The organism is Pedobacter aquatilis (assembly GCF_032678405.1).
Classification (GTDB): domain Bacteria; phylum Bacteroidota; class Bacteroidia; order Sphingobacteriales; family Sphingobacteriaceae; genus Pedobacter; species Pedobacter aquatilis_A.
Window position 1 is genome coordinate 771,783 of record NZ_JAVTSJ010000002.1, and the last position, 15,564, is coordinate 787,346.

The 15,564-nt window shown below is 37.5% G+C and carries 12 protein-coding genes; 7 read left to right on the forward strand and 5 right to left on the reverse strand.

The genetic code is table 11. The annotated features are described in order from the left end of the window. Positions 1 to 22 precede the first annotated feature (22 nt). Both R2R71_RS08865 and R2R71_RS08870 read left to right on the forward strand, forming a co-directional pair. Complete coding sequence (locus R2R71_RS08865) at positions 23 to 1,582, forward strand: S10 family serine carboxypeptidase-like protein (protein ID WP_316830906.1); 1,560 nt, start codon at positions 23 to 25, stop codon at positions 1,580 to 1,582. 425 nt (positions 1,583 to 2,007) lie between these two features. Beyond that, a complete protein-coding gene (locus R2R71_RS08870) occupies positions 2,008 to 2,970 on the forward strand; it encodes an acetyl-CoA carboxylase carboxyltransferase subunit alpha (protein ID WP_316830907.1) in 963 nt (320 codons plus the stop codon). A gap of 268 nt (positions 2,971 to 3,238) precedes the next feature. Here the strand turns inward: R2R71_RS08870 and R2R71_RS08875 are convergent, their stop codons facing one another. Both R2R71_RS08875 and R2R71_RS08880 read right to left on the reverse strand, forming a co-directional pair. Further along, the gene (locus R2R71_RS08875; protein WP_316830908.1) at positions 3,239 to 6,280 is read right to left on the reverse strand and encodes a DUF2723 domain-containing protein; all 3,042 of its coding nucleotides are present in this window, start codon (positions 6,278 to 6,280) and stop codon (positions 3,239 to 3,241) included. A 231-nt stretch (positions 6,281 to 6,511) separates the two neighbouring features. Continuing rightward, positions 6,512 to 9,538, reverse strand: coding sequence for a DUF2723 domain-containing protein (locus tag R2R71_RS08880; RefSeq protein WP_316830909.1), 3,027 nt, complete (start codon positions 9,536 to 9,538; stop codon positions 6,512 to 6,514). Positions 9,539 to 9,895: 357 nt separating this feature from the next. Here R2R71_RS08880 and R2R71_RS08885 point away from each other — a divergent pair, with 357 nt between their 5' ends. The 3 genes from R2R71_RS08885 (at position 9,896) to pth (ending at position 12,200) form a co-directional block, all read left to right on the forward strand. Continuing rightward, complete coding sequence (locus tag R2R71_RS08885) at positions 9,896 to 10,837, forward strand: ribose-phosphate pyrophosphokinase (RefSeq protein WP_316830910.1); 942 nt, start codon at positions 9,896 to 9,898, stop codon at positions 10,835 to 10,837. A gap of 88 nt (positions 10,838 to 10,925) precedes the next feature. Beyond that, on the forward strand, positions 10,926 to 11,510 hold the full coding sequence (locus R2R71_RS08890; RefSeq protein ID WP_316830911.1) for a 50S ribosomal protein L25/general stress protein Ctc: 585 nt from the start codon (positions 10,926 to 10,928) through the stop codon (positions 11,508 to 11,510). A gap of 129 nt (positions 11,511 to 11,639) precedes the next feature. Further along, the gene (gene pth / locus R2R71_RS08895) at positions 11,640 to 12,200 is read left to right on the forward strand and encodes an aminoacyl-tRNA hydrolase (RefSeq protein WP_316830912.1); all 561 of its coding nucleotides are present in this window, start codon (positions 11,640 to 11,642) and stop codon (positions 12,198 to 12,200) included. A 141-nt stretch (positions 12,201 to 12,341) separates the two neighbouring features. Here pth and R2R71_RS08900 read toward each other — a convergent pair whose 3' ends face one another. Continuing rightward, on the reverse strand, positions 12,342 to 13,007 hold the full coding sequence (locus R2R71_RS08900) for a tetratricopeptide repeat protein (RefSeq protein ID WP_316830913.1): 666 nt from the start codon (positions 13,005 to 13,007) through the stop codon (positions 12,342 to 12,344). A 122-nt stretch (positions 13,008 to 13,129) separates the two neighbouring features. Then, entirely contained in the window at positions 13,130 to 13,537 is a 408-nt protein-coding gene (locus tag R2R71_RS08905; RefSeq protein WP_316830914.1) for a hypothetical protein, read from the reverse strand. Between the two features lie 86 nt (positions 13,538 to 13,623). Between R2R71_RS08905 and recF the strand changes: the two genes are divergently transcribed. Together recF and R2R71_RS08915 are read left to right on the forward strand one after the other, a co-directional pair. After that, positions 13,624 to 14,727, forward strand: a complete 1,104-nt coding sequence (gene recF, locus R2R71_RS08910; protein WP_316830915.1) for a DNA replication/repair protein RecF — start codon at positions 13,624 to 13,626, stop codon at positions 14,725 to 14,727. Continuing rightward, a complete protein-coding gene (locus R2R71_RS08915; RefSeq protein ID WP_316830916.1) occupies positions 14,720 to 15,010 on the forward strand; it encodes a DUF721 domain-containing protein in 291 nt (96 codons plus the stop codon). The genes recF and R2R71_RS08915 overlap by 8 nt, the downstream gene beginning before the upstream one ends. A 20-nt stretch (positions 15,011 to 15,030) precedes the next feature. Here R2R71_RS08915 and R2R71_RS08920 read toward each other — a convergent pair whose 3' ends face one another. After that, positions 15,031 to 15,540, reverse strand: a complete 510-nt coding sequence (locus tag R2R71_RS08920; RefSeq protein ID WP_316830917.1) for a hypothetical protein — start codon at positions 15,538 to 15,540, stop codon at positions 15,031 to 15,033. Positions 15,541 to 15,564 lie beyond the last annotated feature (24 nt).

Sequence of the window (15,564 nt, forward strand, 5' to 3'; positions counted from 1 at the left end):
TTTAGACACCAAACCAAAATCAATGAAACTTAAACTAATACTACCAGCTTTCTTACTCGGAAGCTTTTTTGCCAATGCGCAACAAACACCCAGAAAAACACCTGCGAAAGAAACAACAACAACCTCGCAGGTAACCATTAAAGAAGAAGCTAAACCTACAGGGAACGAGCGAGCGATAAAAGTAGAAAGCTCGGTAATAACCAATCATACTGTAAATATCGATGGTAAAACTGTACCTTATAAAGCGACAACAGGAACGCTTCCGGTTTGGGATGAAGATGGCAAGCCAATTGCAGGTTTATTTTATACATACTATGAAAGAAGCGATGTTCAAAACCGAGATAAAAGACCTTTAGTAATTTCTTTCAACGGTGGTCCGGGTTCTGCCTCGGTATGGATGCACATTGCCTATACTGGCCCGGTGGTTTTAAATATCGATGATGAAGGTTATCCTGTTCAGCCATATGGCTACAAGGAAAATCCTTATTCAATTTTGGATGTTGCAGATATCGTTTACATCGACCCCGTTAATACAGGTTATTCAAGAGCTGTTAACAAAGATATCCCAACAAATAAATTTTTCGGTGTAAGGGCCGATATCAAATACCTTGCAGAATGGATTAATACCTTTGTAACACGCAATAACCGTTGGGCATCTCCTAAATTCCTTATCGGAGAAAGCTACGGAACAACCCGCGTTTCAGGCCTTGCTTTAGAGTTGCAGAATAGCCAGTGGATGTATTTAAACGGTGTTGTACTGGTTTCGCCTACTGAGCTTGGTATCGAACGAAGTGGCCCGGTTGATGCCGCTTTGCGCTTACCTTATTTTGCGGCTACAGCATGGTACCACAAGGCGCTGGCTGCTGATTTACAATCGAAAGATTTAACTGCTATGCTGCCTGAGGTAGAAAGTTTTACCATAAATGAAGTAATTCCGGCAATTTCGCAGGGAGGCATGTTAAGTGCAGATAAGAAAAAAGCCATCGCCGCAAAAATGGCACGTTATTCAGGAATTTCGGAAAAAGTGTTTTTAGATTATAACTTGAATGTACCAACAGATTTCTTCTGGAAGGAATTGTTAAGGGATAAAGGTTTTACTGTTGGTCGTTTAGACTCCCGTTATAAAGGAATTGATCGAATGGCTGCGGGCGAATCGCCAGATTACAATGCTGAGCTAACTTCATGGTTGCATTCGTTTACGCCTGCAATCAATATGTATATCCGTAACGAACTGAATTACAAAACCGACTTGAAATATAACATGTTTGGCTCGGTTTATCCATGGGATAATTCTGGCAATAAAACAGGCGATAACCTACGCCAGGCAATGGCTCAGAACCCCTACCTCCATTTATTGGTTCAGTCGGGTTATTACGATGGCGCCTGCGATTATTTCAATGCTAAGTATAGTATGTGGCAGCTAGATGCGGCTGGCAAGCTTCAAGATAGAATGAGTTGGGAAGGTTACAGAAGCGGACACATGATGTACTTACGTAAAGATGATTTGAAAACCGCTAACAACCATATCCGCGAATTTATTAAAAAGGCATTACCTAAAGCTGGTGAAGCCGCTAAGTTTTAACCTAGTTTTGTTAAGGTTATTGAATTTAAGGACCCAATCTTAAAATTAAATCACCTCATCCCTAAATAATTGATAATATAATTTGTAGCGCAAAGACAGTGCGATGATTAACATCCGTCCTGCTTTGCGCTATATTTTTTTGCTTTAACTTAAATAAAGCTTTGGTGAACAAAAAAATGCCGCTTCAATCAGGGCTATTTAAAAAAAACTTCTGCTGTTAACCTTCAAAGCAGCAAAAAATCATTATGCTAAAGCTAACTGAAGTAAATGCTTTTTTCTTAAACCCTTAAATTTCCTGTCGTACCTGTTGGTTCATCCAAAGGGAAGAAATTTTAGCTTCGTGCTGCTGGAAAATAATTTTTAAGTGTTAATAAAACACTAACTATAGCAAACTGAAAATAAATACTTATTTTTGCTGTCCAATTATGCAGCAAATAAAAACATCATTCGATTTTGAGAAACCTATTGCCGATTTAGTTCAGCAAATAGAAAAGGTTAAGCAAGTTGCCGAAAAGACTAAGGTAGATATGTCTGCCACTTTAGATGAACTTGATGGTAAATTAAATGACACCACTAATAACTTATATAAAAATTTAACAGGTTGGAATAAGGTTCAAATGAGCCGTCATCCCGACAGGCCGCAAACACTTGATTATATCAATATGGTTTGCGATGATTTTATTGAGTTACATGGCGACAGGACGGTTAAAGATGATAAGGCCATTGTAGGCGGTTTCGCCACCATTAATGGTCAAACGGTAATGGTTATCGGTCACCAGAAAGGTAAAAATACCAAAGAGCGTCAGTATCGTAATTTTGGTATGGCTAACCCGGAAGGTTATCGTAAAGCATTACGTTTAATGCGTTTGGCTGAAAAATTTAACAAGCCTGTAATTTCTTTCATCGATACCATGGGTGCTTACCCAGGTTTGGAGGCTGAAGAACGCGGACAAGGAGAGGCAATTGCAAGAAATTTACTCGAAATGTCGGTTTTACGCGTACCAATTATTTGTATCGTTGTTGGTGAAGGTGCTTCTGGCGGTGCTTTAGGCATTGGTATTGGCGATAAGGTTTATATGTTAGAGCATACCTGGTATTCAGTTATCTCTCCTGAATCTTGTTCTTCAATTTTATGGAGAAGCTGGGATTTTAAAGAAAAAGCAGCAGAATGCCTTAAATTAACTTCTGATGATATGTTTGGTAATAAGCTTATCGACGGAATTATTCCAGAACCTTTAGGTGGTGCACATCAGGATCCTGAATTGATGGGACAAACACTAAAAGAGTATCTTGTAAAAGATTTAGCTGCTTTAGGTAAGCTGAAAACCGATAAACTTATTGAACAGCGTGTCGAGAAATTCTGTTCGATGGGTGTTGTAAACGAATAATTTTAACACAATATTATTTAAAATCCTGCTTAATTTAAGCGGGATTTTTTATGTTCAAAAATTCATATGTTACCGCTCACGCTCGTTTGTAACAAACGGTCAAATCACTAATCGTATTTTACGCTATTAATAGACATTCAAAAGATCTACATTTAAATGCCTTGCAAATTAGCGTTACAAACGAGTGCTAATGGTTAACGAAGATTCCTTACTAACAAAAAAGCAGCTACAAATTATTGTAGCTGCTTTGAAATATATTTAACAATTTTTATTGCCCCGGCTGTTGACCGAAATAACCAGATAACCTGGCTTCCAATCCTGCAAATTGCTTTTCAAGCTGGGCACTTACTTTCGTCTGACCCATGGCTTTCGAAGTTTTTATCATCCGATCCAGGTAATATAAGCCTGTCTGGATGTTTTGCGTACCTGTGATACTTCCTTTTGACGCAGAAATATCGGCAAGGTAAGTCAGCTCTTTATTAACATAATCACCTGATTTAAGTAAGATGTCATTCGCTCTTGCTGTTTCGCCAAGTTTATATAAATTCTCAGCCATGTAGTATTTAACAACTACGGTTCTGATTCCGAAAAATTTATCAGGCATCACGCTATAGTATTTATCAACCACTTTTTTAGCCTCATCGATTTTACCTTCCTTAATAAGGCTTCCTGTTAAGCTACTCAAAAGATTTGTGAAGATGAATGTATCATCAGAAGACTGTGGATCTAAATATTTGGCAGTTTTCATGTTGCCCCATTTAAATTTCTCCATTACATTTTTGTAAAGAACAGGTGTGTTTAGTAACTCTTCTCTATCTTCAGATGCTGTCGTATCAGTTTTCAATGGTAACAGACGTAAGGCTAATCCTTCGCTGTATAAATATTTATCTAATCCGTTATATTGCTCAGACGGAACTGTAGACGCAAAATAAATCGGACGTTTCCAATTGTTATGAGCAAGGATGTCGAGCATAGCTAGAGTTCCTTTGGTCACATAACCTTTGTTAAACTTCCATTCCATGGCTGGCGTAATTTTATCGGCATCGGCAGCAGGAACTGTACCAGTACTGATAACATCTTGTGGATTGATGGTTAGTTTGAAGTTCTTAGTAGGTAAGAAGTTCGATTTCGTTCCATCCTGCATGGCAACTTTATCATCAGGACTATCAGATAGTAATAAATCGACAACATTTTTAAGCTCAACATTGCCAGCAATTTTATAATCATCATATGGCATCACATCACGTTCGCCTTGAACAAACTGCGATTCTTTCATCGAAATCGGTAAAGGTTCAGAATCGTTTTGTTTTTGCTTCATACCATTAATGTACCAGTCGGTATCGAATAAACTCAGGTTTACGATACGTACATCCGGACGAACCCTTTCGACTTCCTGAATGTACCAAAGTGGATAAGTATCGTTATCTCCGTAAGTAAATAAAATGGCATTCGGTGCACATGATTGCAGGTAATCAAGCGCAATATCATGAGCTACTAATTTTGTCGAACGATCGTGATCATCCCAACCTTGTTGTGCCATAATCACAGGAGCTGCAAACAAACCAATAACAGATGCGACTACCGCACCTGTTGTAGGTGTAAGTTTTTTTAGTAGCCATTCTTTTATGGCCAATACACCAAGTCCAATCCATATCGCAAAGGCATAAAAAGAGCCTACATAAGCGTAATCACGCTCACGCGGTTCAAGCGGTTTTTGATTTAGGTAAAGCACAATTGCAATACCGGTAAAGAAGAATAGTAAACCAACAACGCCTGCATCTTTTTGATTACGGCCAAAATGCCAGATAGCGCCCATTAAACCAATAATTAATGGTAAGAAGAAGAATCTGTTATATGCTTTATTGTCAACTGTTGATGGTGGTAAATGGCTTTGATCTCCGTGCCAGATAGCATCGATTGGCTTAATACCGCTTAAAGCAGTACCTTCGAAACCGCTGCCTTGTCCTTGTTCGTCATTTTGGCGACCAACAAAGTTCCATCCAAAATAACGCATGTACATGTAGCCAATCTGGTAGCTGAATAAAAAGCCAATATTATCAACTGTATTTGGTTTTTTGCTATCGTCCAGGTGCATCCATTCTTTGTAAAATTCTGCATGTTTCTGGTCATCACTGTACATACGAGGCAGGAAAGTATTATCTGCATACTCATAATCATTCTTTTTACCTGCTACTTCGTATTTTTCAGCACCTTTTCTCCAGATCGTTTTTCCTTCGGTAACACCAGTTCTTTCTGAATTATAATTCGGGCCGAAAAGTAATGGACGATCTCCGTATTGCTCTCTATTTAGATAGCTTAAGAAAGAAAATGCATCTTTAGGTGCGCTGTTATTCAGATTCGGATCTGCTTTAGCCCTGATAATAATCATGGCGAAAGATGCATAACCGAAGATGATCAGCACTGTTGATATTAAACCTAAATTCAATAATTTCTTCTGGTGTTTAATGGAGTAGCGGATACCCCAAACGAACGCACCGATAAGTAAAATTGCAAAGAATAAAACACCCGTTCCAAAACCTAAACCTAATGTATTTACGAAAAATAAATCGAAGTAAGCACCAAATGAAACCAGGTACTGGATAATTCCATATTGAATAAAGCCCAGAATTAAAATACCAACGAGTAAGGTTTTAAAAATACCTGATGTAGTAGCTTTATCTGTTCTTTTAAAATAGTAGATAAATGCAATTGCAGGTATTGTTAACAGGTTTAAAAGGTGAATACCGATGGATAAACCCATGATATAAGCAATAAACAATAACCATCTGTCGGCTTTTGGCTCATCTGCATGTGATTCCCATTTTAAAATACCCCAGAATACAATCGCGGTGAATAACGATGACTGCGCATAAACCTCTGATTCTACTGCTGAGAACCAGAAACTATCTGAAAAAGCATAAGCTAAAGCGCCAACAACACCTGCGCCCATTATACTGATTAACTGACCTGATGTTAGTGTCTCACCGGCTTTTACAAGTGTTTTTTTGGCTAATGCCGTTATCGTCCAGAATAGAAATAAAATGGTTGCTGCACTCGATATTGCCGAACCAATGTTCATCCAGTAGGCTACTTTAGTTACATCGCCTAAAGCAAATACAGAGAAAAATCTTTGTATCATTAAAAATAAAGGCGCACCAGGTTGGTGAACTACCTGCATTCTTAATGCAGATGCGATGAACTCGCCACAATCCCAGAAACTAACTGATGGTTCAAGGGTTAAAACGTAAGTTATCGTAGCAATTAAAAAGCATATCCAGCCCGTTATATTGTTAACTTTTGAATAATTCATTGGTTTTTGATAATGATAATTAAATTGTTATTGCACATAAAAATGCTGCCGAAATTAATTAATATAGTCGATAAATGAGGAATAAGTCCTATTGTTTTTACACTTTTTAACGGTTTTTATTTTTCTAATTCACAATAAGCTATGAATGGAAACCTCCGGAAAATATTAAAACCCGCAAAGTGATTCGCTAATCAGCCTTTGCGGGTTCTTTGAATATTTATTTTGTGTTAATTAACCGCCGAAAAAAGGTGCAAACCGATTCATAAACTGGTTATAATCTTTTTCGAGTTTATTACTCAAATCGTTTTGTTTGTAGGCCTGGGTAAGTTTTACCATCTGGCCCAAATAGGTCATATAAACCTTAACGTCTCTTTCAGACGATAAACTGTTTTTGCTTTCAGAAACATCTGCAAGATGAGTTAACTCTTTATTCATGTAATCGGCAGATTTGCTGATAAAGGTGTTTGCACGATTTAAGTCGTTTAAGCGGTAAAGGTTTTCTGTGAAGTAAAATGAACTCATTACGTGCCTCATGCTATAGAATTTCAAGGGCATTACTTCATAATATTTATTTACTGCAGCTTTGCTTTCGGCTATTTTTCCTTCTTCCATCAGGCCTCCAATCAAACTGTTGAACATATTTGAGAACATGGTTACATCATCAGCCGATTGCCTGTCGAGATGGTTGGCATTTTTAATGTTTCCGTATTTGTAAGTGCTAAGCATATTCCCGAAAAATGGCTTCAGATTTACCTGTTCATACATTTCCTGCTTGGTAGAATCTGGCTTCAAAGGAAGTAAACGATAATTTAAACCTTCGGAATAGAGGTATTTATTCAGGCCGATGTACTGCTCATCGGGCATTGCCCCGCTAAAATATATTGGCCTTTTCCAGCCATTATGTGTTAAAATATCGAGCATAGCCAACGTTCCTTTTGTCAGGTAATCCGAGTTGTAAGTCCACTCCATGCTTCCAGCAATTTTGCCTGTATCTTCAATAGGAACGGTTCCGGTATCTAACACTTCTTTGGGATTTATACTCAATTTGAAATTTTTGGTTGGTAGAATGTTTGATTTTGAGCCATCTTGCAATGCTATTTTATCATCATCATTATCTGATAGTAAAACATCCATCAATTGCTTTAATTCAACATTTTGAGCAATTTTAAAATCCTGATAATAAATTACATCCCTTGTACCTTCCGCATATTGGTTGGGGTTCATAGAAATTGGAAGTGGTGCAGAATCATTTTGTTTCCGTTTCATGCCATCGATGTACCAGTCGGCAGTAAATAAACTCAGGTTAACCACCCTCACATCCGGTCGTACGTGCTCTACTTCCTGTGCATACCATACAGGGAAAGTATCGTTATCACCATAAGTGAATAAAATGGCATTTGGTGCACAAGATTTTAGGTAATTAACAGAAATATCTCTAGCTAAATGACTATCTGAACGATTATGGTCGTCCCAGCCCTGGCTTGCCATAATCATTGGTGCTGCAACTAAAGCAATCAGCGAAGCCAGAATGGCGGACTTCGCCGGTGTTATTTTCTTGAAAATCCATTCTTTCAATCCGATAACACTTAGGCCTATCCATATGGAGAACGCATAAAAGGAACCTACATAAGCGTAATCTCGTTCGCGAGGCTCAATTGGTACCGAATTTAGGTATAAAACAATCGCCACGCCGGTAAAGAAAAATAATAAGCCAATTACACCTGCGTGTTTCTGGTTTCTTTTGAAATGCCAAACTGCTCCGATTAAACCAAGGATTAACGGTAAAAAGAAAAACCGGTTATAAGCTTTGTTATCAATAATTGATGGTGGCAGGTTTTTCTGATTGCCCAAACGAAGCGCATCAATTGGTTTCACGCCACTTAACCAGCCGCCGCCATTTTCTCCAAGCTGTCCGTCCTGGTTGTTCTGGCGACCAACAAAATTCCACATGAAATAACGCATGTACATCTGGCCGGCCTGGAATGAAAACATATAACTAAGGTTATCAATTAAACTAGGTTTATGGCTGTCGTCAAAACCCATCCAGCTTTTGTAAAACTGAACATGTTCAGGCTTATCGCTATACATTCTTGGTAACAAGGTATTTTCTGCAAACACATACTTCGATCTGTTTCCCGCAGATTCATATTTTTTTTCACCTTTTCTATAAAGTTTTCCCGTGTTTTTAATGTCTGTTTTTTCAGAGTTATAATTTTCGCCAAATAGAAGTGGACGCTCTCCATATTGTGCCCGGTTAACGTAATTCAAAAAAGTAAAAGCGTTTTCAGGATTGGTGTTGTTCAGGTTTGGTTTGGCATGTGCCCTGATAATAAGCATGGAAAAGGAACTATATCCGAAAATTAGTAATACGGTTGATACTAAAGCCAGATTCAACACTTGTTTTTTCTTTTGGATGGAATACCTGATGGCGATAACCAAAGCCGAAATTAATAAGATAGCAAAAAACAGTACACCTGTTCCAAAGCCTAATCCTAAAGTATTTACGAAAAACAAATCGAAATAGGCGGCAGTAGCAACCGAATACTGGATAATGCCAAACTGAACAAAGGCCAGGATTAAAATTGAAGCTAAAAATGTCTTTATAATTCCTTTATTGGTTGGCTGAGGTGTTTTTCTGAAGTAGTAAACAAATATAACAGCTGGAATAACCAATAAATTTAAAAGGTGAACGCCTATCGAAAGGCCAATAACATATGCTACGAATGCCAGCCAGCGGTCTGCCCGGGGTTCATCAGCCTGCGCCTCCCATTTTAATATCCCCCAAAATGCTACTGCGGTACAAAGTGAAGACATGGCGTAAACTTCTGCTTCTACCGCCGAGAACCAGAAACTGTCTGAAAAAGTATAAGCCAGGGCGCCAACGACTCCCGAGCCAATAATGCTTATAGTTTTAGCGGAAGTAATTTCATCCCCTTTTTTAACTAAAACTCTTTTTGCGAGTGCTGTAATGGTCCAGAATAAAAAGAGGATAGTTGCTGCACTGGCCAGGGCAGAGGCTATGTTCATGAAATAGGCAACCTTTGTTACATCTCCCAAAGCCAGCGCGGAAAATAATCGCTGGATCATCGAAACCAAGGGCGCTCCTGGTTGATGAACGACCTCTAAACGAAAGGCTGAGGCAATAAATTCTCCACAATCCCAAAAACTTGCAGATTGATCTAAAGTTAAAATGTACGTTACTGCGGCAATAAAAAAACACAGCCAACCGGCTAAGTTGTTGATTCTGGAATAAGTCATAGTCAGTTTAGTGATTGATAGTAAAAGGTTTATAGGTTTTAACCTATAAAGTCGGATTTTATTCAGGAACGTTGCATGGCAGGTCAATAAATTTTCAATCTTTTTTTAATTGAAATAATTTTTAATTTTTTTTGAAAACACTCTTGCATATTTAAAATATGCTGCCTACATTTGCATTCCCTTTCGGGGATATATCCTCGATAAGTAGTTTGTCCGATAGTATAAGGGTAGTACGACAGTTTTTGGTACTGTTTGTCTTGGTTCGAATCCAGGTCGGACAACAAAATTTAACCTCGGATCGTGTATTGAAAAAATGCATGATCCGATTTTTTTTAAACCGTAAACTACTCACGGATCATGCCATTGCAGTTTAACCCGGTAAAATTATTTTCCGGAACAGGTTCAAGAGGATTATCACTAAAAATTGCTGAAAGTTACGGCAAACCACTTGGTGATGTTACCATCCACAAATTCAGCGATGGCGAATTTCAGCCATCATTTGATGAATCAATCCGAGGCTGTGATGTTTTTTTAATCCAATCTACTTATCAGCCAAGCGATAACCTAATGGAGCTTTTGTTAATGGTTGATGCCGCTAAAAGAGCATCGGCGCATTACATTACAGCAGTTGTTCCTTATTACGGTTTAGCCCGTCAGGATAGAAAGGATAAACCACGTGTTGCAATCGGAGCTAAACTGGTGGCTAATTTATTAAAGTCGGCAGGTATTCACCGTATTATGACGATGGATTTGCATGCTGCACAAATACAAGGATTTTTCGATATTCCGGTAGATCACTTAGATGGATCGGTAATATTTGTTCCTTATATTAAAAGCTTAAACCTGCCAAATTTAACGATAGCATCGCCTGATATGGGCGGCTCGTACAGGGCTCGTACCTTTGCGAAATTTTTTAATGCTGAAGTGGTAATTTGTGATAAACGCCGTAAACGTGCCAATGAAATCGAATCTATGTCGATTATTGGTGATGTAACCGGACAAGACGTAGTTTTGATTGATGATATCTGCGATACAGCAGGAACATTATCAAAAGCTGCGGCTTTAATTATGGAAAACGGTGCTGCAAGTGTAAGAGCAGTTTGTACACATGCCGTTTTATCAGGTAAAGCAATAGAAACAGTTGAAAATTCTGTATTATCAGAATTAATTGTTACCGATACTATTCCTTTAAAACAGGAGAGTTCAAAAATCAGGGTATTGAGTACAGCAAGTTTATTTGCAAGGGCAATTGCCAATGTAAACGAACACGGCTCAATCAGTGATTTGTTTAAAGTGTAAAAAATTAGGTTAAAGGTAAAGAGCCTAAGGTTTAGACCTGTATACTCGATGCCTGTACTTATTACTAATAAATAAATAAAAATAAAAAATGAAAACAATCGCAATTAGCGGTTCTCCAAGAGAGAACGTAGGGAAACGCGATGCCAAGGAACTTCGTTATGAAGGTAAAGTTCCGGCGGTATTGTATGGTGGTAATGAGCAACAACATTTAGCTGTTGTTATTGCTGACTTAAGAGATGTTATTTATACCCCGGAAGTGAACTTTGTTGAGCTTAACGTTAACGGTACTAAAACTAAAGCTATCGTAAAAGACACTCAATTTCACCCACTTACCGACGTGTTAATGCACATCGATTTTCTTCAGTTATTCGAAGAAAAACCAATCGTTATGGAAATCCCTGTAAAATTAACAGGAACTTCTCCAGGTGTTAAAATGGGGGGTAAATTAATCCAGAAGTTACGTAAACTTCGCGTTAAAGCTTTACCTGCTGATATGCCTCAAAACGTTGAAGTAAGCTTAGAGAAATTAGAAGTTGGTAGCTTATTCCGTGTTCGTGATTTAAAAGGTGATAAATACTCAATCACTAACACTCCTGAAGATACTATCGTTTCAGTAGCAATGTCTAGAGCATTAAAACAAGCAGAAACTGAAGCAGCTAAAGGTAAAAAATAATTAAGATACTCAGTATTTCTTAATTGAAAGAATAAAGCGGTGCAATTTATTGCACCGCTTTTTTTTATCCTGATTTTTTGTGCAGGATTAGCTTTTGTCTTTCCGCTTTAAGCTTTTACCTTTGCACCCATGAAATATCTTATCGTAGGCTTAGGGAATATTGGCCCGGATTACGCACATACACGTCACAACATAGGTTTTGATATCGCTGATGAGCTTGTAAAAAGTCTAGGGGGTAATTTTGAAAATATCCGCCTTGCTTATTATTCGGAGGTAAGTTTCAAGGGTAAAAAGCTTCATGTAATTAAGCCTACAACCTTTATGAACCTGAGTGGTAAAGCCGTTAACTATTGGATGAAAGAGCTTAAAATAGCGCCTGAAAACGTTTTGGTAATTGTTGATGACCTGGCATTACCCCTGGGCAAGCTTCGCTTAAAATTACAGGGTAGCAGCGCCGGGCATAATGGCTTAAAAAGCATTGAAGAAGTTTGCGGTGGTCAAAACTATGCCCGCTTACGTTTTGGTATTGGTAACGATTATCCTAAAGGAAGACAGGTTGATTTCGTTCTGGGTTTATTCGATAAAAATGAACAGCTTGAATTACCCGCACTAATTGATAAAAGTGTTGAACTGATTAAGAGCTTTGTAACAGTTGGCCCAGCCCATACCATGACGGCTTTTAATAAATAGATAGTGATTCATGACCTGATAAGGAATGCAAGTCCCTTGGTGGTTTTGCTTTTTTTTTAAGATTGCTTACTGTTTTGGTAATAGCGGATACAAAAAAAGACCATCGAAAGATGGTCTTTTAATATTATAGTTAGTTAATGATTATTTAACTTTTTCCTGAGCCCTTGCAATATAAGCATCAACTAATTGTGCTTCCTGGCTCTCAGGATATTGTGTTTTGATTTTTGTGTAAGCATCAACAGCACCTTTATAATCGTTAAGGTTTTCACTTACTAAACCTAATTTCTTTAAAAACATTGGCGAAGTAAATTTGCTGGCTTTATCAGCTGCTTTTTTGTAATACGTAGAAGCTTGCTTATAATCTTTTAATTCGCTGTAAGCATCGCCTAATAAACCTAAAGCCAATGGATCAGCAACAGGGCTACCAGTTGCACTGTATTTGCTTAATGCATCAATAGCTTGTTTGTACTCTCCTTTACGTAAGTAAATACCACCTAAATAAAGGTTAGCAAGGTTTGCAGATTTTGTATTATCGTAATCTTTTGCTATTTGCTCTAAGCCAGGGTAGCCACCTTCGCCTTTAATTGCTTTGTTCGATAAAGAATCAATACCAATTAATTGCTCTGCCTTAAACATTTTGCTTGCTGCTTCCTGCGCACGGTCTTTTAAATATACGTTTTGGTACCAAAAATAAACACCAATTAAAACGATTACAGCTCCCGCTATAAAAAGCAAGCTCTTGTTGTTTTCCTGTAAAAAAGAACCTTTTCTAATAGGTTGAGTTGTCTGGTTATCTGTTGTAGACATGTTTGTTTAAAAAATTAAGATTGCAAAAATACGTTTTTCAATCAAAGTATCAACCTTTATTTTCAAGTATTTAATTAAACAGTAGTTATTTAAGTATTCGATTTGAAGGTAATACCATTGGCTTAGCGTAATAAGCTAATCAGGGTATGAAACCATGTTTTATTATCACTGAAAATACCAGTGTGGTTTATAATCAGGTAAACGGTTTGGCTTTCTGAATGATTGATGAACGATTTAATCCTGATAGGTTGCCAGAATAAACCAAAGTTCTTTACTGCCGATGCCGGGAATAATTCATCAAAGCCCATGTAAACTTCTTCAATATCCGATAAGGGAAGTTCTAAATGTTCATCGCCATTAATAAATAAGCCGTTCGATGCAAGTAAAATATTGCCTTCATGATTGTGCATGGGCTTTAAAAATGAGAACATTCCGGCAATTTTCTTTACCCAGCCAAATTTTTTCTCGTTGTTAAGTTCGTGGTCGTAAGACCAAAGAACGTTTCCTTCTAACAATTTTTGTGCAACCATATAATTTTCCTTGCGATGAAAGTAAGCTTTATTTTTTTAACATACAGCTATTGAAGGGTAAAAATTAGGTAAATTGCGGAATATTTATGTGGTTAAAAAACATCACCCTTCTTAATTTTAAAAACTATACCGATGCGGTTATCAGCTTCTCTGAAACTGTAAACGTTTTTACCGGAAACAATGGTTCGGGTAAAACGAATATGCTTGATGCAATTCATTACCTGTGTTTATGCAAGAGTTATTTTAATCCGATCGATGGACAGCAAATAAAAAGTGGTGAGGATGTGTTTATGATTCAGGGAGATTTCGATCGTAAGCTGAAAAATGAGAAGATAAGCTGTGGGGTTAAAAAGAATCAGAAAAAACAATTCAAACGGAATAAAAAAGAATACGATAAACTTGCCGATCATATCGGTTTGTTCCCAGTTGTAATGGTTTCGCCCTATGATGTAAACCTGATTATGGAAGGGAGTGAGGAGCGCAGAAAGTTTATCGACAATGTCATCTCGCAAACAGATTCACACTACCTCGATCAGCTAATTGCATATAACCGGGTGCTGGCAAACAGGAACGCCATGTTGAAACAAATTGCGCTGACAAAAAGATACGATGCAACCTTGCTCCAGATAATGGATGAACAATTGGTAGCCGCAGGGAATAAGATATTTGCCACACGCAAAGCCTTCATGGATGAGTTTATTCCCTTATTTAACCAGTATTACAGCTATTTAACTGATAATAAAGAAACTGTAGAACTGAATTACCAGTCTCAACTTAGCGAAAGTACTTTCGAATCCTTATTGCAGAAATCGGTTGAAAAAGACAGGGTTCTGGAGCGGACAACAACAGGGATACATAAAGATGAACTGGCTTTTATAATAAGCGGAATGGCATTGAAAAAATTTGGTTCACAGGGGCAGCAAAAATCATTTCTGATTGCCCTGAAACTGGCACAGTATGCCTACCTCGCAAAGAATAAAGGTTTTAAGCCTTTGCTTTTGCTTGATGATATCTTCGATAAACTTGATGATAGCCGCGTTCAGAAATTAATGCAAATGGTTTCTCATCATGATTTCGGACAGATATTTATTACTGATACGGGAATAGAAAGGGTAAAATCAATTTTTAAAAAGATAGAAGTTGATGTAACTTTGTTTGAAGTAGAAAACGGACAGATACAAAATGCGTAAACCAAATGATGTTACCTTAAAGGATGCTATCGGCAAAATGCTTGATGTGTACCGCCTGCGCCGTAAATTCGATGAAACTTCTATTCTTGCAGTTTGGCCCGAAATTATGGGAACAGCCATTGCAAACAGAACCAAGCAAATTTATATCCACGATAAAAAACTATTCATCAGGATAGAATCATCGGTAATTAAAAATGAATTGGTAATGGTTAGACAAGGGATTATTCAGAAATTAAATGATCATGCCGGAAGTATTGTGATTACTGAAATTGTTTTTTTGTAAGGAAAACCGGAAGCTCTAAACTAAAATTCATACATATTATTACCTTTTAGGTTTTCAATTGCACATAATGCATTGCTTTTCAAAGTAGCACTACTGAATAATTCTTCTTCAAGCCTTAACAAATCTGGCTTATAGCTGTTCAGGAAAGTTTGTGTATGCAAATTGTAGTCGCTCAAAAAAGTAGTCAGTGATAATATATCGGTATCGAACCCTTCATTCTCAAGGTTAAACGAACAAGCACTCTTATAAGATAGTAATATTTCACCTGCACCTTCTTCGTACACATTGGTCACCGTAATTGTCTGTTCATACGGATTTGCTGATGCTATGACTTCTTCGTATGATTCTTCACCGCCCACTGTATAAAGGATATCAAAACCAACAATCATCGTTTTTAATGCATTTATCACTTTGCACTCAAAATAGAACCCACTTTCGAGGTGGCTACTGCGCTGGCTTTCTTTTAAATATTCCTCATTAAAAATATATTCTTTAACTGTTATGGGCTTTAAATTGAAGATTTTCATCATCACAATATAAATAAAAAAGGCTGT